This window comes from Mesorhizobium sp. U510 (assembly GCF_059180695.1).
The window spans coordinates 631,348-650,886 of the sequence record NZ_CP180532.1; the positions used below are offsets into that span (position 1 = coordinate 631,348).

The window sequence follows — 19,539 nt, forward strand, 5'->3', positions numbered from 1 at the left end:
CCTCTCCCCGCTTTTGCGGGGGCGAGGAACCCAAGCCTTGCTAACGCTCTTCCCTGCGAAACGGCTTCAACAACGCCGAGGGCGCCACCGCATTGCGCGACATCACAGCCATGGCGACGATGGTGAAGATGAACGGCAGCATCAGGAACGCTTCGTAGGGGATATGCCCCAAGCCGCTGGCCTGCATGCGCAGTTGCAACGCATCGACGAAGGCAAACAGCAGTGCCGCGCCCGCCGAACGCCACGGGTCCCAGCGGCCGAACACCACCAGCGCGATCGCCACCCAGCCGCGCCCCGACACGACGCCGAAGGTGAAGGCGTTGAACTGCGCCATCGACAGGAAGGCGCCGGCCAGCCCCATCAGCGCGCCGCCGAGGATGACGGCCTGGAAGCGCGTGGCAATGACGCTGACGCCAGCGGAGTCCGCTGCGCGCGGGTTCTCGCCGACCATGCGGACCGACAGGCCCCAGGGTGTGCGGTAAAGCACGAAGGCGGCGAGCGGTATGGCAACGATCGCCATGTAGACCAGTGCGAACTGGTTGAACACCGCCGGTCCGAGCACCGGAATGTCCGACAGAACCGGGATCGGCAGCGTCTGAAAACCCTTGATGGCGGGCGGCACCGATTGCTGGCCGAAGATCAGCCGGTAGAGGAAATAGGCAAGGCCCGACGAGAACAAAGTCACGCCAATGCCGCAGACATGCTGGCTGAGGCCCAGCATCACGGTGAACAGCGCATGCAGCGCGCCCATCAGCATGCCGGTCAGCACTGCCACCAGGACGCCGAGCCACAGGCTGCCGCTGAGGCTGGTGGCGGTGAAGCCGGTCATGGCGCAGAGCAGCATGATGCCTTCGATGCCGAGATTGAGCACGCCGGCCCGCTCGGAGAACATTTCGCCGAGCGTGGCGAAAGCCAAAGGCGTTGCGATGCGGATGATGGCGGCCAGGAAGCCGACCTGGAAGATCTGTTCCAGCACCACGCTCATGTGGCGACTCCAACGCGGCGGATGCGATAGGCGGTAAACAGCAGCGCCACCAGCATGGCCAGCAAGGCAGTGCCCTGGATGACGTCGCTCAGGAAGGCCGGCACGCCTGTCGCGCGCGACATCGCCTCGGCGCCGGTCATCACGGCGGCGAGGAAGATCGCCGCTGGCACGACGCCCAGCGGATTGAGCCGCGCCAACATGGCAACGACGATGCCGGAATAGCCGTAGCCCGGCGAGATGTCGCTCATCACCTGGAAATGCACGCCGCCGACTTCGCCGACGCCGGCGAGCCCCGCCAGCGCGCCGGACAGCAACGCGGTCGAGAGCAGCACCCGCTCGACATGGATGCCGCCATAGCGGGCGGCTTCCGGGTTCTCGCCGGTGACCCTGATGCGGAAACCAAGCGTCGTGCGCGCGATGAGGAACCAGATCAGCGGTGCTGCGATCAGCGCCACGATGACGCCCAGATGCAGCCGCGTGCCTTCGATCAGCACTGGGAAATTGGCCGAATCCTCGATCGGCGGCGAGATCGGATAGCCGCTGAAACTGTCCTTCCACGGTCCTTCGATCAGCGCCATCAGCGCGTAGTAGATGACCGAGTTGAGCAACAGCGAGCTGACGACATCGTCGACCTTGAATTTGACCCGCAGCGTCGCGGGCACCAGCGCGACGGCCGCACCGGCGGCGGCGCCGGCGATTGCCATCAACAGCATGGCGAGCGCTCCCGGCATCGGGATGGCGCCGACAAAGCAGCTGGCCACGGCACCGGCCAGCAACTGCCCCTCGGCGCCGATGTTCCAGAATTTGGCGCGGAAGGCGACGGCGACCGCCAGCCCGGTGAAGATCATCGGTGCGGCGCGCACCAGCGTTTCGGTGATGGCGTAGCTGTCGCCGAGCGAGGCGGTGAACATCACTCCGTAGGATTCCAGAATGCCGGCGCCGGCCAGCGCGATCAGGCCGCTGCACAGGACAAGCGTTGCCGCGATCGCCAGCAACGGCAGCGCGAGATTGAACCAGGTCGGCGTCGAGGTGCGAACTTCCAGGCGAAACATCAGCTGTGGCCCTCCGCACTCGGCGCAGCAGCCCAACCGACGGATCCGGCGTTGGCGCTGCCCCTCATCCGCCTGCCGGCACCTTCTCCCCGTATAGGGACGGGGAGAAGGGAACTGCCCGCGACCTCGGCACTTTTCTTGCAACGTCGGTGGTTGGCGAAAGCAGCGATGAGAGCGCCCCTCTCCCCGTCTCTATACGGGGAGAGGATGCCGGCAGGCAGGTGAGGGGCGGCGCCGACATTCAAAGTCAGCCAAAAGCGGGCGATATCCTTTGAGGTCCGTGCGAAGAGCCGCGGCGGAAAATCCATGCTATGCCCTCCCCTCCGCTCCGGTCATCAGCAGGCCGAGCCGCGCGATCGTCGCATCAGCACTGTCGAGCGTACCGACGATGCGGCCCTCATACATCACCGCGATGCGGTCGCAGAGCACCAGGAGTTCTTCCAGATCCTCGCCGATGACGATGATGCCGCAGCCCTTGGCCCGCATGTCGAGGAATTTTTCATGGATGAAGCGGGCCGCCCCAATGTCGAGGCCGCGCGTCGGCTGCGAGACGATCAGAACCTTCGGATCGAAAGCGAGTTCGCGCGCCAACAACGCCTTCTGCAGATTGCCGCCCGACAGCGCCCCGGCACGTGTCATCGGCCCGGGGCACCTGATATCGTAGGCCTTGATCTGTTCTTCGGCGAAGGTGCGGATCGCATCCGGCTTGAGCAGGCCTTTGCTGCTGAACGCGGCGGTACCGATGCGTGGCAGCACCATCGAATCGGCAAGCGGCAGATTGGTGACCAGACCCGTGGTCATGCGGTCCTCCGGGATGCGGCCGAGGCCGAGCGCCTGCACCTCGCGCGGCGAGAACCGCGAGACCGTCTGGCCGGCGATCGTCATCCGGCCGGCATCGGGCGCGCGCACGCCCGAAATCACCTCCGCCAGCGCCCGCTGGCCATTGCCGGACACGCCGGCAATGCCGAGGATTTCGCCGGAGCGGACGGCAAGCGACACACCGCGCAGCACCGTGCCTGCATGGTTCGAGGTGGAAATGCCATCGAGCGTCAGCACCGCTTCGCCCGGCGTTGATGGCCCCCTGGCCGGTGGCACGATCTCGTGGCCACACATCAGCTGCGCCATGGCGGCGGATGTCGTGTTGGCCGGATCGTCGACGCGACCGGCGACGCGGCCATGCCGCAGCACCGTGCAGCGATGGGTGAGCGCCCGCACCTCATTGAGCTTGTGCGAGATGAAGATGATGCCGAGGCCTTGCGCCGCCATCGAGCGCAGCGCCGAAAACAGCCCGTCGACCTCGCTCGGCGCCAGCACCGCCGTCGGCTCGTCGAGGATCAGAAGCCTCGCGCCGCGAAACAATGCCTTGACGATCTCGAGCCGCTGCTGTTCGCCGACCGACAGCGCCGAGACCGGCAGGTCGGGATCGAGCGTCAGTCCATGCTGGCGGCCGATTTCGGCCAGCCGCGCCAGCCCGCCGGCGCGGTCGATCCGCCCGCCTTTGCCCGGAATGCCGATCAAGAGGTTCTCCAGCACCGTCAACCGTGGCGCGAGGTGAAAATGCTGATGCACCATGCCGATGCCGGCGGCCAGCGCATCGGCTGAACTGGTGATCCTCACTGGCTCACCCTGGATGAGAATCTCGCCGGCGTCCGGCGCGTAGGCGCCGAACAGCACATTCATCAGCGTCGTCTTGCCGGCGCCGTTCTCGCCCAGCAGGCCGAGGATTTCACCGGGCGCGACGCTGAGGTCGACAGCCTCGTTCGCCTTGACGGCGCCGAAGCTCTTGGTGATGCCGCGCATTTCGATGAGTGGGGCGGACAAGGGTCAGAATGCTCCGATGAGATGGCGCGGCTCCTCACCCTCCCCCTTGTGGGGAGGGTCGGCTTACGATCGCAGCGAAGCGGAGATCGTGAGCCGGGGTGGGGGTGCGGCGCTGAAGACCCCCACCCCGCTCCGCTTCGCGGATCGACCCTCCCCACAAGGGGAGGGTGAGCAAGGCTCAATCCGAAACCGGCGTATTTTCATCCACGTCGACGCGGAAATTGCCCTCAAGAATCTCGGCCTTCTTCTTCTCGACCAGATCCTTGACCTCGGCCGGCAGCGTCTTGTCGAACTTGTGGTAGGGGGCGAGATAGGAACCGCCCTTGGCCATGCGCGAGAAGTCGCCATAGTCCTGCGCGGTGTAGACGCCGGCCTTGACCAGTTTGATCGCCTGTTCGACCGTCGGATACATGTCCCACACCGGGCCGGTGATGACCGTGTCGGGGCCGAGGCTCGACTGGTCCGACATGTTGGAGATGGCGAGGATCTTCTTCTCGACCGCCGCCTCGATGACGCCGAAGCGCTCGGCATAGATGACGTCGACGCCGGCATCGATCTGCGCGACCGCGGCTTCCTTGGCCTTGGGCGGATCGAAGAAGGAACCGATGAAGGCGACCTTCTTCTTGACGTTCGGGTTGACCTCCTTGGCGCCGGCGAAGAAGGCGTTGACCAGCCGGTTCACTTCCGGAATGCCCATCGCCGCGACGGCGCCGACCGTGCCCGACTTCGACATCTTGCCGGCGATCATGCCCGAGAGATAGGCGGGCTCGTGGATCCAGTTGTCGAAGACGCCGAAATTGGGTTCGGCCGGGCCGGCACCAGAGCCGAACAGCCAGGCGGTCTTCGGGAACTGTTTTGCGGTGCGGCGCGATTCACGTTCGGCGGCGAAGGCGTCGCCCAGCACCAGCTGGTAGCCGCCTTGCGCATATTCGCGCATGACTCGGCTGAAGTCGGCTGTCTGCACCTTTTCCGACCATTTGTATTCGATGCCGAGTTCCTTCTCCGCCTTCTGCAAGGCGACATGGATCTGGTTGTCCCAGGGCTCCTCGATCGGCGTCGCGAAGATCGCCGCGACCTTCAGTTTCTTCTCCTTGGCGAAGGCCGCACCCGGCAGCATGGCCGCTGCCAGGCCAAGCGCGCCGAGCTCCAGCACATTGCGTCGCGAGAGACCTTCGCGTGTCGACGAAAATTTGTTCTTCCGGTTTTCCATTGCAGTCCCCTCTGTTTGACAGCCGTGTCGAGCCGGCCGTTCTAAAAATCAGACGGGGAACTATGGAACGGGTCCGGACTTTTGTCCACATGGTCAAATTTGGCGACACGCCGAATCCAACCCTGATTCTCGCTGGCCAAAGGGAAGGCGGCGGTCAGGCCCGTTCGAGCGCGATGGCGATGCCCTGGCCGACGCCGATGCACATCGTCGCGAGAGCATAGCGGCCGCCGCGTTCGCGCAGTTCCAGCGCCGCCGTGCCGGAGATGCGCGCGCCCGACATGCCCAAGGGATGGCCGAGCGCGATGGCACCGCCATTCGGGTTGACGTGCTCGGCATCCTCGGCGATTCCGAGCTGGCGCAGCACGGCGATGCCTTGCGAGGCAAAGGCCTCGTTGAGCTCGATGACATCGAATTGCTTTGGCGTCAGGCCAAGCCGCGCGCACAGCTTCTGCGTCGCCGGCGCCGGGCCAATGCCCATGATGCGCGGCGCAACGCCGGCGGCAGCCCCACCGAGAATGCGGGCGATCGGCGTCAGGCCGTATTTTTTGACAGCCGCTTCCGAGGCAACGATCAGCGCCGCCGCGCCGTCATTGACGCCGGAGGCATTGCCGGCGGTCACCGTGCCGCCCTGGCGGAACGGCGCCGGCAGCTTGGCCAGTGACTCGACCGTCGTGCCGGCCCGGGGATGCTCGTCGTTCGACACCACGACCGGATCGCCCTTGCGCTGCGGGATCCTCACTGCGGTGATCTCCTTGGCCAGCCTTCCATTGGCCTGCGCCGCGACCGCCTTGTCCTGGCTGCGCACGGCAAAGGCGTCCTGGGCCGCGCGCGAGACGCCAAAATCCTCGGCGACGTTCTCGCCGGTCTCCGGCATCGAATCGACGCCATATTGCTTCTTCATCAGCGGGTTGACGAAGCGCCAGCCGATCGTGGTGTCGTAGATCTCGGCATTGCGCGAAAACGCCGTATAGGCCTTGGGCATGACGAAGGGCGCCCGGCTCATCGATTCCACACCGCCTGATATCATCAGTTCCGCCTCGCCGGCCTTGATGGCCCGCGCGGCGATGGTCAGCGCATCCATGCCGGACCCGCACAGGCGATTGACGGTCGAACCCGGGATTTCCTTGGGCAGGCCGGCCAGCAGCAGCGCCATGCGCGCCACGTTGCGGTTGTCCTCGCCGGCCTGGTTGGCGCAGCCATAGACGACGTCGTCCACCGCCTGCCAGTCGATGCCGGCATTGCGCTCGGCCAAAGCCTTCAGCGGAATGGCGCCGAGGTCGTCTGATCGCACCGAGGACAGCGACCCGCCAAAGCGGCCGATCGGCGTGCGGATGTAGTCGCAGATATAGGCCTCGGCCATGTCATGCAGCCTTTGCTTTTCCGGTTCCCTCATGCGCCGCCTTGGTGCGGGCCTGCAGGTCACGCAATGTATTGAGTTCGAGTTCGCTTGGCGCCCGTGTTTCGTCAAGCGCCTCGGCGAACTTTACGATCCAGCCACAGCTCTCCTGCACCTGCTGGCGGGTGACGCCGGGATGCAGTGACACGACCGTGAATTCCTTGGTCAGCGGATCCGGCTTCCAGATGGCGAGATCGGTGATCAGCAGCGTCGGCCCGGCGGTGTCGATCCCAAGCCGCTTGCGGTGATCGCCGCCCTCGCCATGGCCGAAGGAGGTGAAGAAGTCGATCTTCTCGACCATGCCGCGCTTGCTCTGCGCCATGGTGATGTAGATCTCCTTCGACGAGGTCGCGATCTCCGGCGCGCCGCCGCCGCCGGGCAGCCTGGTCTTGGGATGGACATAGTCGCCGATGACGGTGGTGTTGATGTTGCCGAACTTGTCGAGCTGTGCGGCACCGAGGAAGCCGATCGAAATGCGGCCGCCCTGCAGCCAGTAGCGGAACATTTCGGGCACCGCGACGGTGGTGACGGCGGTCTCACACAATTCGCCGTCGCCGATCGACAGCGGCAGCACATCAGGCGCGGTGCCAATCGTGCCGCTCTCGTAGATCAAGGTGATGTCGGGCGCGTGCGTCAACCGCGCCACATTGCAGGCGGCGGACGGCGCACCGATGCCGACGAAACAGACATCGTCATTCCGCAGCGCGCGGCTGGCGGCAATCGTCATCATCTCGTTGGGGGTGAAGCCCGGATTGTCGCTCATGCCGCTTTCCTCAGATGGTCGACGCGGCCGGCGAAATCGTCGGCGCTCTTCTCGATGACGTTCGCTTGCATCCAGGCCTGGAATTTCTCGCGGTCGGCGGCGATCTCGTCCCATTCGAGATAGGCGGCGTTGTCGCGCGCATAATAGCCATGCGCGTAGGACGGGTGCGAGCCGCCAGGCACGACGGATATCGCCGCGATCGTCCACCGGGGTAGCACGGTCAGGTTGGGGTGCAGATCGTCGAAATTGTCGACCACCTCCTCCACCGTCACCACAGCGCGCTTGGCCGCCAGGACGGCCTCCTTCTGGATGCCGATGATGCCCTCGACCAGCACATTGCCTTTTTTGTCGGCCTTCTGCGCATGGATGAAGGTCACGTCAGGCCGGATCGAGGGAACGGCCGCCAGCACCTCGCCGGTGAACGGACAAGTGACCGACTTGATGTTCGGGTTGACCGCAGCAAGGCCTGCGCCGCGATAGCCGCGGAACACCGCGCAGGGCAGGCCGGCCGCGCCCGCCTCATAGGCGTTGGCCATGCCGGCATGGCTGTGCTCCTCGACCTCGATCGTCCGGGGAAAACCGTTCTCGATGGAATCGCGGGCGCGCCGCAGCAGGCCGACGCCGGGATTGCCGACATAGGAGAAGATTAGTCTTTTCGCCATGCCCATGCCGATCATCTGGTCGTAGATCAGGTCCGGCGTCATGCGGATCAGGGTCAAATCTCGAAATCCCTGACGGATCGCCTCATGCGCTGCGGCTGTCGGGATCAGATGGGTGAAGCCCTCGAAGGCGACGGAATCGCCATCGTTCAAATTCTCGGCCACGGCCTGTTTGAGCGGCAGGAACTTGACCATCGATCGGCTCCGGATTCAAAAAGTTCGTATTGCGAACTTTTGTTTTGTATGCGAAACTTTCTACGCCGAGTGAGGTCGTGGAGTCAATCCTGGCGGCGATGCCGTTTGGCGGAGGTGAGATGGACGAAGAGGCCGCTTCCCGTGATCATGTCGGCTCGCTCGAGCGCGGCCTTGCCGTCATGGAGATCCTCGCCCGCCACCCCTCTGGCATGACGCTGACCGAGATGGCCGAGGAAGCCGGCCTGACCCGTGCTGGCGCCCGCCGTTTCCTGCTGACGCTTGTCGCCACGGGCTATGCCACCCAGGACGGCCGTGTGTTCTCGCTGTCGCCGCGCCTGCTGGCCGTTGCCCGCACATGGCTGGGCGGCGGCTCGCTGTGGAGCTTCGCCGCGCCGATCATGCGCGCGGTCGCCGCGCAACTGAACGAGGCCTGCTCGGCCGCGATCCTGTCGGGCCAGGATGTCGTCTATGTCGCCCGCATTCCCGGCCGACGCATCCTCAGCGTGTCGCTCGATGTCGGCACCAGGCTGCCCGCCTATTGCACCTCGATGGGGCGCATTCTGCTCGCCGGACTGGCGCCTGAGGAACTCGACGAGTTTCTGCACCAGGCGACCATCGAGAGACGGACGCCGAAGACGATCACCGACATCAGGCTGCTGGCCGAGGCCATCGGCAAGGCGAAAGCCGACGGCTTTGCCATCGTCGACGAGGAGCTGGAGCTCGGCCTGCGCTCCATCGCCGTGCCGATCCGCGACCGCGCTGGCGGCACGGTCGCGGCGATCAATGTCTCGACGCAGTCGGCGCGATTTTCGGTCGCCGAGATGGAGCGGGAAATCCTGCCGGCGCTGCTTGAGGCCAGGGAGCGGATCGAAGATTTCTTCGTCGTCTAATCAAATCGCCAAAGCTTTCAAAGCAAGCGCCGCCCTCATTGCCCTGCCGGGCATTTCTCCCGTATAGAGACGGGGAGAAAGTGGCTGGCCTCAACGCCATCTTGGCGAAATCGCCGATGGTAGCGCCCCTCTCCCCGTCACTATACGGGGAGAGGATGCCGGCAGGCAGGTGAGGGGCAGCGCAAACTTCGATGCGTAACTGCGCCTTCAATGCTTGATGCGGTCCCGCATCGCATACCACAGCATGCCCAGCACATAGAGCGGGCCGCGCAGCGCCGTGCCACCGGGGAACGGCAGCGGGGTCAGCGTCGAGAACAGGTCGAGTCGCGAGGCATCCCCCGTGATCGCTTCGGCCAGCAGCTTGCCCGACAGCGTCGACAGGATGACGCCCTTGCCGGAATAGCCATGCGCGAAATAGACCTCGCCATAGTGCCCGACATGCGGCAGCCGCGATGTCGTCACCGACACCAGCCCGCCCCAGGCATGATCGATGCGGCAGCCCTTGAGCTGCGGGAAGGTGCCTTCCATGTGCGGCCGCACGAAGCCGGCAATGTCGGCCGGCGGCGATGGCGTGTAGCGCTCGCCGCCGCCGAACAGCAGCCGGCCGTCCGCCGACATGCGGTAGTAATTGACGACAAAGCGCGTGTCGGACACCGCGACATTGGCCGGGATGACGTTGCGCTTGCCCTCCAGCGGCTCGGTGGCGACGATGTAATTGCCGACCGGCATGATGCGGCTGTTGACGCGCGGCTCCAGCCCATTGAGCAGCGCGTCGCCCGCCAGCACGACATGTTTCGCGCGCACCGAACCCTTTGCTGTCGAGACCCGGATCGAAGGCTCGCGCTCCAGTTTCACCGCCACCGAATTCTCGTGGATGACGACGCCGGCGGCCACTGCCGCGCGGGCAAGGCCAAGCGTGTAGTTCAGCGGATGCATGTGGCCGCCAAGCGGCTCATACATCGCGCCGTGATAAGGCGTGTCGACCTTGGCGCGGGCGTCCGCCGCCGAGAGGATCTCGACATCGCGGAACTTCATCACGCTTTCGAGGCACTTGGCCTCTTCCTCCAAATCCTTGAGATCGGAGCCGTTGACCGCGCCGACCATATGGCCGGTGAGCCTCAGATCGCAGTCGATGGCGTGGCGCTCGATGATATCGAGCACCAGGCCGCGTGCTTCGAAGGCAAGGTCGAATAGCACCTTCGCCCGCTCCGGCCCGTAAAGCTTGACCAGGCCCTTGGCGCCCTTGCGCAGGCCGGGGATCATCTGGCCGCCATTGCGCCCCGATGCGCCCCAGCCGATCTTGCCGCCTTCGAGCAGCACCACCTTCAGGCCGCGCTCGGCGGCGTGAAGGGCAGCCGACAGGCCGGTGCAGCCGCCTCCGACAACGACCAGATCGGCTTCGACATCGCCGGCAAGCGCCGGATGGTCCGGCGCCGGATTGGCGGTGGCGACATAGTAGGATTTGCCGATATCGAGACCGGAATTGAAACCTGTTGAAGATGCCATGATCACACCTTCAGCAGCAGGTGATCGCGTTCCCAGCTCGTCACCACGCTCTGGAACAGGTCAAGCTCGATGCTCTTGACGCGCAGATAGGTCTGGAAGAAATCCTCGCCGAGGAGTTTGCGCACCGGCTCGCAGGCGGTGAAGCGGTCGAGCGCCTCCTCCATGGTCTTCGGCAGCGTGCTCTTGATCTTGTAGGCATTGCCCGTGGCTTCCGCCGAGCGCGCCAGCTTCTGCTCGACGCCGAGATAGCCGGCGAGCAGCGAGCCGGCGATGGCCAGATAGGGATTACAATCGGCGCCCGGCAAACGGTTCTCCACCCGCCGCGCCGAGCGGCCACCGGCCGGTACGCGCAGGCCGCAGGAGCGGTTGTCGTGCGACCATTCGATGTTGGCCGGAGCGCTGTGGTTCGGCCTTATGCGGCGGAACGAATTCACGTTCGGCGCGAACAGCGGCATGATTTCCGGCACGTATTTCTGCAGGCCGCCGATGAAATGGCCGAACATCTCGGTGTCGGCATCATCGTCGCTGGCAAACAGTGCAGTGCCCGTCTTCTCGTCGATGACGGACATGTGCAGATGCATCGAGCTGCCCGCCTGGGCCGCGATCGGCTTGGCCATGAAGGTGGCGTGCATGCCGCATTGCTGCGCGGCCTGGCGCGTCAGCCGCTTGAACAAAAGCACCTGGTCGGCGAGCGGCAGCGCGTCGCCATGCAGGAGATTGATCTCCAGTTGCGCCGTGCCCGATTCATGGATCAGCGTATCGAGCGACAGGCCGGCCGCCGCGGCATAATCATAGACGCGCCGGATCACCGGCTCGAATTCTTCCAGTGCCACCATGTCGTAGGGATGCTGCACAGTTTCCGCGCGGCCATTGCTGCCGACCGGCGCGGTCAGCGGCCTGTCCGGATCGGGGTTGGGCGCGGTCAGATAGAATTCGACCTCCGGCGCCACCACCGCGCGCCAGCCGCGCTGGCGGTAGAGATCGAGCACGGCGCGCAGCACATGGCGCGGCGAGGCCATCCATGGCCGGCCGTCCATGTGGAAGGCGTCGGCGAAGACATAGGCTTTGCCGGCCCCGGCACCCGGCGCCAGGCACAGCGTCGAAACGTCAGGCACCATGCGCATATCCGGATCCGAATAGGCAAAGCCCTCGTCGATCGAGCCGGAATAGCGGCCGTCGATGCTGACCAGGAAGGCGCTGCTCGGCAGATAGAGCGCGAGGTCTTCCAGCGCCTTGAGGAATTTCACCGTCGGCAGCGCCTTGCCGCGCAGCACGCCGTTCATGTCGGGCACCAGGCATTCGACCTCGGTGATGCCGTGCTGGGCCAGCCAGGCCTTGGGATCGTTGCCGCTGGAGAGAGAGGTCTTGGTGTTTTTATCAAGCATGTCGTTCAAGTCCGTATCAGAGAGAGTATGGCTTGCGCGGCCACGTCCGTTCCGGGTTTCAGCGCCATCTGGGCTGCATTGTCCCTCAGGCGGGCGCGCATGGCGTCGTCGGCCAGCAGGCCGAGAATGGCTCTCTCCAATACTCCTTCGGTCCAGCCGTCACGGCCGATATGGTCGCCGGTGCCGGTCTCTTCGGCGCGGCGTGCATTGTCGTGTCCGTCCCAGCAATAGGGCATGATCAGCGACGGCACGCCGAAGCGCAGCGCCTCGCAAAAGCTGTTGTTGCCGCCGTGATGGATGAACAGGTCCGACTTCGCCACCACCGAAGGCTGCGGAAACCAGGCGTCGAGATAGACATTGTCCGGCACCGCGCGATAGGCGTCGCGCAGGCCGCCGACATTGACGATGAAGCGCGCCGGCAGCCTGTCGAAGACTGCGAGCATGCGCTCGATCAGCCCGACATCCATGGCGCCGAGACTGCCGAAGCTGACATAGACCAGCGGCCCGCCATTGCGCGGAAACACCGGCACCTCGAACGGCCCTTCCGAGCGCACGCAGCCTTCGAGATAGACGAAGCGGGCCGGATCGAGCGGTTCGGCCCGCTCGCGCCGCACGATCGCTGGCGTCAGCAGCAGATTGAGATCGGGCGAGCTTTCCAGGAACAGGCCCTTCGGCAACGGTCCCAGGCCAGCATCGGCACGAAAGCGGTTGAAGCGGTCATGTGCCGGCGCCGAAGCCGAGAGATAGCGCGCCTCGAACGCCGCGCGTTGCGGGTCATCGGCAGCCATCCCGGAAAGGTAGGGCGGCACCTCGGCGTCCGGCAGCTCGGTCTCGGCGCAGGAGACGACGCGCACCCAGGGGCAGCCGGCGTCGGCGATCGCCGGAAACATGATGACATTGTCGAGCACCACCGCGTCCGGCTTCAGCCGCGCCAGCAATTGCCGCAGCGGCGCCTCGGCATTGACCGCAGTGTCGACGATCGCTTGCCAGGTCGGTGCGACATAGGTTTCGAGCTGGTCGATCGGGCTCAGCCGGAAATGCGGCAGGTGCCGGCGCACGAAGGCCTGCCAGTAGCTCTGGCGCTCGCTGTCGCTCAGCGGCTCGTCGGTGGGCAGTTGATATTCCTGGAAACCATAGTCGGCAAAGACACCGGAGAAACCAGCATGGCAGATGAAGACGGGCCGGGCGCCCCGCGCTCGCAAGGCCTGCGCGATGCCGACGCAATTCAACGCGGCGCCGAAGCTGGCTTCGGGAAACAGCGCGATGGTCGGGCTGGCTTTGCGCGTCAATTAATCCTCTTCATTCCGGCCGGCTGATCATGCCGAACAGGGCGGGCGCCCCGCGGCTGGCCGCTTGTGGTCGCTGGTTGCGGGAGAGCCTCAGGTGGATGCGAAGCAGATCGGCAGCCACCTCATACTGCCGGCTTTCGAGATGGTCGAGTATGTTCAGGTGTTCCAGCAAGGATTGCCGCAGCCGGAAGACGTTGACCCCGGCATAGATGCCCGGCAGCCGGCGCAGGCGGAGATGATCGGCCAGCGCGTCGGCGATGAAGCGGTTGGCGCAGCCCTCGGCGATCATGCCGTGGAAATCCATGTCCAGACGCTGGAACTCGCGCGTGTCGAACGCGGCATCCGGCAGCGCCGACAAGGCGTCCATGCCCTGGCGCAACGCCGCCGCGCGCGCGCCGTCCAGCCGGAAGCCCGGTGTCAGGATCGCCGCCGGCTCGAACAGCAGCCGGAACTCGTAGCTTTCGCCTTGCGCCTCCGGATCGTCGGGCGTGCGCCGGAAAAGCCAGGACTGGCCGGGCGCGCGGTCCAGCAGATTCTCTTCCGTCAGTTTATTAAGCGCTTTTAGTACCGTCTTTCGATCAGCGCTGTAGCGTCGCATCAGCGCCGCGGCGGTCACCGTCTGGTCCAGCCGCCGCGCCGAGCGGTCGCGCAGGATCGCCTCGGCCAGCTCGTCTTCCTCCGCGCTGGGAAGCTCGGCTGATATGGCCGGCTGCGCGGCGAGGTCGACCGCCAGGTGATAACCGGTATCGGCTTCCCAGCGCACGACGCCCCGCTCAGCCAAAAGGCTGAGTGCCGCTCGCACCGGCGTGCGCGAGACATTACACAAAGAGGCGATCTGCTGTTCGGGCAGGCGCGCGCCGGGCTCGAAGCCGCGCTGGCGCGCCACATCGAGGATGCGCTGCGCCAGGTCGAGATGGTTGGTTCGAGGTCGTCGGGCTGCGGCTTGCATGACTTGTCTCGGCGGACGGATGTGACCGCATTGGTTTGGCTGATCGCCGGAGCAAGCGCAATCGGCCAGATTCCTCGGTCGGTTGGCAAATTATGGATTGACGTACTTTTTTCTGCAATAGTACTGTCCTGGCAATCGGCGACAAAAAAGACCGAGGGAACAGGATCGAAGGCAGCGGCATGGGTCGCGTCCGGTCCAGCACAGAATTCGACGATCAACCGGAATGGGAGTCTGCCATGACCGCTACCAGCCCGGAGCGCCGTGCGCTCAAGGTCTCTTCAATCGCTCTCGGCCTTGCCCTGGCGCTGTCGGCGCCGGCAATGGCCGCCGACCTCGTCATCTCCAACTGGGACGGCTACATGGCGCCCGACGCCATGACCGCCTTCAAGACCGCCACCGGCGTCTCCGGCGAAGTGGTGGTGCACGCCACCAATGAAGAGATCATGGGCAAGCTGATCGCCGCCGGCGGCAAGGGCTATGACGTGGTCTTCGTCTCTTCGCCCTTTGCCGAAGTGCTGAACAAGCTCGGTCTGACCGAGCCGATGGACCACGCCAAGATCCCCAATCTCGCCAACCTCTATCCGGAAGCGACCAAGCTGCCGCACGATGTCGGCAACGCGTTCTCCGTGCCCTACACCTGGGGCACGACCGGCCTCTGCTACCGCTCGGACCTGGTCAAGACGGCGCCGACGAGCTGGAGCGATCTGCTCGCGCCTTCAGATGCGCTGAAGGGCAAGACCACCATGCTGGCGACCGACCGCTGGCTGCTGGCCGCGGGCCAGCTCGACAAGGGTTTTTCCGTCAACGAGACCGATCCGGCCAAGATGGCCGAGGTCAAGGACCTCTTGATCTCGGCCAAGAGGACCCTGCTCGCCTATGACGACACCACCTTCTATTCCAAACTGGTTTCCGGCGAGGCGCTGATGGTGCAGGCCTGGGACGGCTGGTGCAATTACGGCATCGCCGAAAAGCCGGAGATCAAATACGTCATTCCGAAGGAAGGCTCGGACCTCTGGGTCGACACGATGGTGGTGATGAAGGCCTCCGAGCACAAGGACGACGCCTTCAAGTTCATCAACTTCATGCTCGACGCCAAGAACCACGCCTGGGCGGCGCAGAACATCGACTACAAGGTGCCGAACAAGCCGGCGATGGAAAGCCTGCCCGCCGATTTCCTGGCGAAATTCCCCAACATGGCGATGCCGGTGGCCGATCTCGTCAAGTTCGAGCAGCTGCGCGATGTCGGCGACGCCCAGCGCGACTATTCCAAGATCGTCAGCGAGATCAAGGCCGCGCAGTAAGCGGCACGGATATCACGGCCGGCAGTGCTTTGGCTGCCGGCCCTGAGCGGTACCTTAAATTGTCCCAGACCCGACTTCGCTCCTCTCTGCTGATGGCCCCGGCGCTGGTCTGGCTGACCGCGCTGATGGTGGTGCCGTGCGCGCTGGTGCTGGCGCTCGCCTTCTTCCGGCGCGGCATCTATGGCGGCATCGACTACACCTTCACTCTGGAGAATTTCGGGCTGGTCTTCGACCCGCTCTATGCCGGCATTTTCTTGAAGTCAGCGCGCATCGCCGGCACTGCCACGCTGATCGCCGTGGTGATCGGCTATGCCGCTGCCTACGCCATCTCCGCTGCCCCGCGCCGCTGGCAGCCTGTGTTCCTGTTCTTCGCCGTGCTGCCGTTCTGGTCCAACTATTTGATCCGCACCTATGCCTGGATCGTGCTGCTCAACCGCGAAGGCCTGATCACCCAGCTCCTGCGCTGGTTGGGCTATACCGGCGAACCGCCATCGATGCTCTATACCGAAGGCGCGGTCATCGCCGGCCTCGTCTACAATTATCTGCCCTTCGTCATCCTCGCCTGCTATGCACCGCTGTCGCGGCTCAACCCCGAACTCGCCGAGGCCTCGCGCGACCTCGGCGCTTCGGCCGCCACCACATTCCGCCGTGTCATCCTGCCGCTGACCGTGCCCGGCATCGCCGCCGGCGCGGTCTTCGTCTTCGTGCTGTCTATCGGCAATTTCGTCACCCCGGCCCTGCTCGGCGGCGGCCGTTTCCAGATGATCGGCAATCTCGTCTACGACCAGTTCCTCACCGCCAATGACTGGCCCTTCGGCGCTGCCCTCGCCATGGCGCTGATCGCCATCATGCTTTTGGTGCTGATGGTCCAGGCGCTCGCCGCCGACCGCGCCTCGGGGCGGGCAGCGCAGACCAAAGGTGACGCCGATGGCTGAGCGTTCCCCTGTGACGCGGCGTACGCTGTGGCTTGTGCTGAGCCTCGTCTTCGCCTTCCTCTACATCCCGATCGCCGTACTGGTGCCGCTCTCCTTCAACGAAGGCGGGTTGCCGACCGCATGGTCCGGCTTCTCGCTGAAATGGTATGCCTCGCTAGCCAACAATTCCGCGATCCTGTCCGCCGCGCTCAACACGCTGATCGTGGCGCTGGTCTCCACAGCCATAGCCACCTTGCTCGGCACGCTGCTGGCGATCGGCGTCGAGATGCGCCGGCAATATGGCAAGGGGCTGGAAGCCCTGATCTTTGCGCCGATGATCATCCCCGACATCGTGCTGGCGATTGCACTGCTGTCGTTCTTTTCCATGCTCAATTTGACCATGGGCCTGCACACCATCATCCTCGCCCATGTCGTCTTCAACCTTGCCTTCGTCTGCTCGGTGGTGCGCGCCCGGCTGAAGAGCTTCGACTGGTCGATCGTCGAGGCCTCCGCCGACCTCGGCGCCTCCGCCATCACCACTTTCCGGCGCGTGACCTTGCCGGTCATCGCGCCGGCGGTGATCGCCGGTGCGCTGCTCGCCTTCACGCTGTCGGTCGACGAGTTCATCATCGCCTTCTTCACCGCAGGCGCCGGCCGCGCTTCGACCACGCTGCCGATGCAGATCTACGCCATGATCCGCTTCGGCATCACACCGGAGATCAACGCGCTGGCGACCATCGTCATGGCCGTAAGCATCACCGCGCTGACCCTGTCGCAGCGGCTCAACCGGGGAATGATCGGCCAATGAGCGAACCGCGCACGCTGCTGGCCATCGACCATGTGTCGAAGAATTTCGGCCGGGTCACCGCCGTCGACGGCATCTCGCTCGACATCCGCGAGAACGAGTTCTTCGCGCTGCTCGGCCCATCGGGCTGCGGCAAGACCACGCTCTTGCGCATGCTGGCCGGTTTCGAGATGCCGAGCGACGGCCGCATCCTGCTCGACGGCAAGGACATCGCCAGGACCCCGCCCAACAAGCGGCCGGTCAACCTGATGTTCCAGTCTTACGCGTTGTTCCCGCATATGAGCGTGCGCGCCAACGTCTCCTATGGGCTGGAGATGGAGCGCTTGCCGGCGAGAGAGATCCGGTCCCGCGTCGACGCCATCCTGGCGACCACCGAGCTCGTCCCCTTCGCCGACCGCAAGCCGGAGCAATTGTCGGGCGGCCAGAAGCAGCGCGTCGCGCTCGCCCGCGCCCTGGTCAAGCGGCCCCGGCTGCTGCTGCTCGACGAGCCGCTCGGCGCGCTCGACAAGAAGCTGCGCGGCGCCATGCAACTGGAATTGAAGCGCCTGCAGCACGAGGTCGGCATCACCTTCGTCATCGTCACCCATGACCAGGAAGAATCGCTTGTCATGGCCGATCGCATGGCGGTGCTGAAAGACGGCAGGCTGCTGCAATGTGACACGCCGCACGCGATCTACGAGCATCCCGCCGACCGCTTCGTCGCCGACTTCATCGGCGTGATGAATTTTATCCCGGGCAAGGCGTCAGCCGATGGCGTGGTCGCCGAAAACGGTGCGCGCATCGGCGGCAAGGTCCCTGCAGCGCTCACGCCGGGCGCATCGGCGGTTGCCTCGGTGCGGCCCGAGCGCATCCGATTGTTCCCGTCAGCCGAGACCGCCAACCGCACGACCGGCACGGTCGAGGCGCTGGCCTATCACGGCCTCGACCTGCAGCTGCACGTTCGAACGCCGCTGTCGCCCAAACCGTTCCTGGTGCGCGTCACCGCGGATGCAGCCGACCGCCGGCCGGTGTCGTCGGGCGACCAGGTCGAACTCGGCTGGGATGCCGCCGATGTCAGAATTTTCGCAGAATAGGAGAAGCTTGATGGCGCAGAAGACGATCGCCTTTTTCCCGGAAGCCGCCTACGGCCCGGCGCTCAATTCCGTCGGCATCGCCCAAGCAGTCGAGGCGCGTGGCCACAAGGCCGTGTTCCTGTCCGACCCCGGCTTTGTCGAGGTTTATAGGGGTTACGGTTTCGAGGCACATCCGGTGAACCTCTCCGAACCGATGCCGCCCGAGCAGATGGCGAAATTCTGGGAGGATTTCATCAACGGTCACATCCCGAATTTCCGCAAATCGCCCTACGACCAGGTCGACAATTATGTGAAGGATTGCTGGACGGCGATCGTCGACAGCGCCAAATGGGCGCAGAAGGATCTGCCGCGCGTGCTGGCCGCCATCAAGCCGGACGTCATCTGCGTCGACAACGTCATCCTGTTCCCGGCGATCAAACAGTTCGGCAAGCCTTGGGTGCGCGTCATCTCCTGCTCGGAAAACGAGATCGAGGACGAGGACATCCCGCCGCATCTCTCCGGTTGCGGCGAGAACGACCATGCCGGCCACCAGCGCTACCGCGACCATTTCAACGCGGTGATCAAGCCGATCCATGACGACTTCAATGCCTTCCTCACCGCCAACAACGAGGCGCCTTACCCGGTCGGCCAGTTCTTCGAGGCCTCGCCCTATCTGAACCTGCTGCTCTACCCCGAGGCGGCGAAATTCAAGCGCCGTCATCCGCTCGACCCCCGACAATTCCAGTATCTCGAAGGCTGCGTGCGGCAGGAGAAACCTTACGCCGTGCCGACCTTCGCTGAGAATAATGACGGGCCGCTGCTCTATGTCTCCTTCGGCAGCCTTGGCGCCGGCGATGTCGAACTCTTGAAGCGCATCATCGCCACGCTGGGCAAGACGCGCTACCGGGCGCTGGTCAATGTCGGCGGCTACAAGGACCAGTATAAGGACGTGCCCAGCAACGTCATCGTCGAGAGCTGGTTCCCGCAGCCCTCGGTGATCCCGCAGGTCGATGCGGTGATCCACCATGGCGGCAACAACTCTTTCACCGAGTGCCTTTATTTCGGCAAGCCGGCCATCATCATGCCCTATGTCTGGGACGGCCACGACAACGCCACCCGCGTCGAGGAAACCGGCCACGGCTTCGGCATGCCGCGCTACGACTGGAGCGATGCCGAGCTGATCGCGAAGATCGAGACCTGCCTGACCGATCCGAAGATGAAGGCCAAGCTGGCGAAGACATCCGCACAGATGCACGCACAGAATGGGCCTGAGAAGGCTGCCGGCTTGCTGGAGGCGCTGCTGTGAGCACGATGTTTGAGATGCATCTGATCTCCCCCCTTGCGGGGGAGATGGCCGGCAGGCCAGA

At 64.8% G+C, this 19,539-nt stretch carries 17 protein-coding genes; 6 read left to right on the forward strand and 11 right to left on the reverse strand.

The annotated features are described in order from the left end of the window. Positions 1–40 precede the first annotated feature (40 nt). The 7 genes from ACLGL5_RS05000 to ACLGL5_RS05030 all read right to left on the reverse strand — a co-directional run bounded on the left by ACLGL5_RS05000 (position 41) and on the right by ACLGL5_RS05030 (position 8,081). Positions 41–985 (reverse strand): ABC transporter permease, encoded by a 945-nt coding sequence (locus tag ACLGL5_RS05000; RefSeq protein ID WP_019861928.1) that lies wholly within the window; start codon positions 983–985, stop codon positions 41–43. Next, entirely contained in the window at positions 982–2,037 is a 1,056-nt protein-coding gene (locus ACLGL5_RS05005; RefSeq protein WP_038650416.1) for an ABC transporter permease, read from the reverse strand. Before ACLGL5_RS05005 ends, ACLGL5_RS05000 begins: the two co-directional genes overlap by 4 nt. 309 nt (positions 2,038–2,346) lie before the next feature. After that, positions 2,347–3,858: an ABC transporter ATP-binding protein gene (locus ACLGL5_RS05010; protein WP_069090460.1), complete on the reverse strand. Its 1,512-nt coding sequence runs from the start codon at positions 3,856–3,858 to the stop codon at positions 2,347–2,349. Positions 3,859–4,036: 178 nt separating this feature from the next. Further along, positions 4,037–5,068 (reverse strand): BMP family protein, encoded by a 1,032-nt coding sequence (locus tag ACLGL5_RS05015; RefSeq protein WP_069090461.1) that lies wholly within the window; start codon positions 5,066–5,068, stop codon positions 4,037–4,039. A gap of 154 nt (positions 5,069–5,222) precedes the next feature. After that, positions 5,223–6,428 carry a 3-oxoadipyl-CoA thiolase gene (pcaF, locus tag ACLGL5_RS05020; protein ID WP_069090462.1) on the reverse strand — a complete coding sequence of 402 codons (1,206 nt, stop codon included), beginning with the start codon at positions 6,426–6,428 and terminating at the stop codon, positions 5,223–5,225. A 1-nt stretch (position 6,429) separates the two neighbouring features. Beyond that, positions 6,430–7,227 carry a CoA-transferase subunit beta gene (locus ACLGL5_RS05025; RefSeq protein WP_069090463.1) on the reverse strand — a complete coding sequence of 266 codons (798 nt, stop codon included), beginning with the start codon at positions 7,225–7,227 and terminating at the stop codon, positions 6,430–6,432. Further along, positions 7,224–8,081 carry a CoA transferase subunit A gene (locus ACLGL5_RS05030; RefSeq protein ID WP_038650424.1) on the reverse strand — a complete coding sequence of 286 codons (858 nt, stop codon included), beginning with the start codon at positions 8,079–8,081 and terminating at the stop codon, positions 7,224–7,226. Before ACLGL5_RS05030 ends, ACLGL5_RS05025 begins: the two co-directional genes overlap by 4 nt. 119 nt (positions 8,082–8,200) lie before the next feature. On the opposite strand from ACLGL5_RS05030, the gene ACLGL5_RS05035 reads away from it, so the two are divergent. Beyond that, positions 8,201–8,971, forward strand: a complete 771-nt coding sequence (locus tag ACLGL5_RS05035) for an IclR family transcriptional regulator (RefSeq protein WP_038650427.1) — start codon at positions 8,201–8,203, stop codon at positions 8,969–8,971. A gap of 207 nt (positions 8,972–9,178) precedes the next feature. Here the strand turns inward: ACLGL5_RS05035 and ACLGL5_RS05040 are convergent, their stop codons facing one another. From ACLGL5_RS05040 to ACLGL5_RS05055, 4 genes are read right to left on the reverse strand one after another with little or no spacing between them, the layout of a single operon-like run. After that, a complete protein-coding gene (locus ACLGL5_RS05040; protein ID WP_069090464.1) occupies positions 9,179–10,477 on the reverse strand; it encodes an NAD(P)/FAD-dependent oxidoreductase in 1,299 nt (432 codons plus the stop codon). Positions 10,478–10,479: 2 nt separating this feature from the next. Next, entirely contained in the window at positions 10,480–11,862 is a 1,383-nt protein-coding gene (locus ACLGL5_RS05045; RefSeq protein ID WP_019861938.1) for a glutamine synthetase family protein, read from the reverse strand. Positions 11,863–11,867: 5 nt separating this feature from the next. After that, on the reverse strand, positions 11,868–13,151 hold the full coding sequence (locus tag ACLGL5_RS05050; RefSeq protein ID WP_069090465.1) for a nucleotide disphospho-sugar-binding domain-containing protein: 1,284 nt from the start codon (positions 13,149–13,151) through the stop codon (positions 11,868–11,870). 10 nt (positions 13,152–13,161) lie between these two features. Then, complete coding sequence (locus ACLGL5_RS05055) at positions 13,162–14,100, reverse strand: GntR family transcriptional regulator (protein WP_019861941.1); 939 nt, start codon at positions 14,098–14,100, stop codon at positions 13,162–13,164. A gap of 236 nt (positions 14,101–14,336) precedes the next feature. Between ACLGL5_RS05055 and ACLGL5_RS05060 the strand changes: the two genes are divergently transcribed. The 5 genes from ACLGL5_RS05060 (at position 14,337) to ACLGL5_RS05080 (ending at position 19,478) form a co-directional block, all read left to right on the forward strand. Next, on the forward strand, positions 14,337–15,401 hold the full coding sequence (locus tag ACLGL5_RS05060) for a polyamine ABC transporter substrate-binding protein (protein ID WP_069093214.1): 1,065 nt from the start codon (positions 14,337–14,339) through the stop codon (positions 15,399–15,401). A gap of 92 nt (positions 15,402–15,493) precedes the next feature. Beyond that, positions 15,494–16,336, forward strand: coding sequence for an ABC transporter permease (locus ACLGL5_RS05065; protein ID WP_019861943.1), 843 nt, complete (start codon positions 15,494–15,496; stop codon positions 16,334–16,336). Continuing rightward, on the forward strand, positions 16,329–17,123 hold the full coding sequence (locus tag ACLGL5_RS05070; RefSeq protein WP_069090466.1) for an ABC transporter permease: 795 nt from the start codon (positions 16,329–16,331) through the stop codon (positions 17,121–17,123). Before ACLGL5_RS05065 ends, ACLGL5_RS05070 begins: the two co-directional genes overlap by 8 nt. Further along, a complete protein-coding gene (locus ACLGL5_RS05075; RefSeq protein WP_069090467.1) occupies positions 17,120–18,193 on the forward strand; it encodes an ABC transporter ATP-binding protein in 1,074 nt (357 codons plus the stop codon). Before ACLGL5_RS05070 ends, ACLGL5_RS05075 begins: the two co-directional genes overlap by 4 nt. Before the next feature lie 10 nt (positions 18,194–18,203). Continuing rightward, positions 18,204–19,478: a glycosyltransferase gene (locus tag ACLGL5_RS05080; RefSeq protein WP_069090468.1), complete on the forward strand. Its 1,275-nt coding sequence runs from the start codon at positions 18,204–18,206 to the stop codon at positions 19,476–19,478. Positions 19,479–19,539: the final 61 nt, after the last annotated feature.

Excerpts from the sequence above, each read along its gene's own strand:
- ACLGL5_RS05000 (WP_019861928.1), bottom strand. The coding sequence starts at position 985 with ATGAGCGTGGTGCTGGAACAGATCTTCCAGGTCGGCTTCCTGGCCGCC.
- ACLGL5_RS05005 (WP_038650416.1), bottom strand. The coding sequence starts at position 2,037 with ATGTTTCGCCTGGAAGTTCGCACCTCGACGCCGACCTGGTTCAATCTC.
- ACLGL5_RS05015 (WP_069090461.1), bottom strand. The coding sequence starts at position 5,068 with ATGGAAAACCGGAAGAACAAATTTTCGTCGACACGCGAAGGTCTCTCG.
- pcaF (WP_069090462.1), bottom strand. The coding sequence starts at position 6,428 with ATGGCCGAGGCCTATATCTGCGACTACATCCGCACGCCGATCGGCCGC.
- ACLGL5_RS05025 (WP_069090463.1), bottom strand. The coding sequence starts at position 7,227 with ATGAGCGACAATCCGGGCTTCACCCCCAACGAGATGATGACGATTGCC.
- ACLGL5_RS05030 (WP_038650424.1), bottom strand. The coding sequence starts at position 8,081 with ATGGTCAAGTTCCTGCCGCTCAAACAGGCCGTGGCCGAGAATTTGAAC.
- ACLGL5_RS05035 (WP_038650427.1), top strand. The coding sequence starts at position 8,201 with ATGGACGAAGAGGCCGCTTCCCGTGATCATGTCGGCTCGCTCGAGCGC.
- ACLGL5_RS05040 (WP_069090464.1), bottom strand. The coding sequence starts at position 10,477 with ATGGCATCTTCAACAGGTTTCAATTCCGGTCTCGATATCGGCAAATCC.
- ACLGL5_RS05045 (WP_019861938.1), bottom strand. The coding sequence starts at position 11,862 with ATGCTTGATAAAAACACCAAGACCTCTCTCTCCAGCGGCAACGATCCC.
- ACLGL5_RS05055 (WP_019861941.1), bottom strand. The coding sequence starts at position 14,100 with ATGCAAGCCGCAGCCCGACGACCTCGAACCAACCATCTCGACCTGGCG.
- ACLGL5_RS05060 (WP_069093214.1), top strand. The coding sequence starts at position 14,337 with ATGACCGCTACCAGCCCGGAGCGCCGTGCGCTCAAGGTCTCTTCAATC.
- ACLGL5_RS05065 (WP_019861943.1), top strand. The coding sequence starts at position 15,494 with ATGGCCCCGGCGCTGGTCTGGCTGACCGCGCTGATGGTGGTGCCGTGC.
- ACLGL5_RS05070 (WP_069090466.1), top strand. The coding sequence starts at position 16,329 with ATGGCTGAGCGTTCCCCTGTGACGCGGCGTACGCTGTGGCTTGTGCTG.
- ACLGL5_RS05075 (WP_069090467.1), top strand. The coding sequence starts at position 17,120 with ATGAGCGAACCGCGCACGCTGCTGGCCATCGACCATGTGTCGAAGAAT.
- ACLGL5_RS05080 (WP_069090468.1), top strand. The coding sequence starts at position 18,204 with ATGGCGCAGAAGACGATCGCCTTTTTCCCGGAAGCCGCCTACGGCCCG.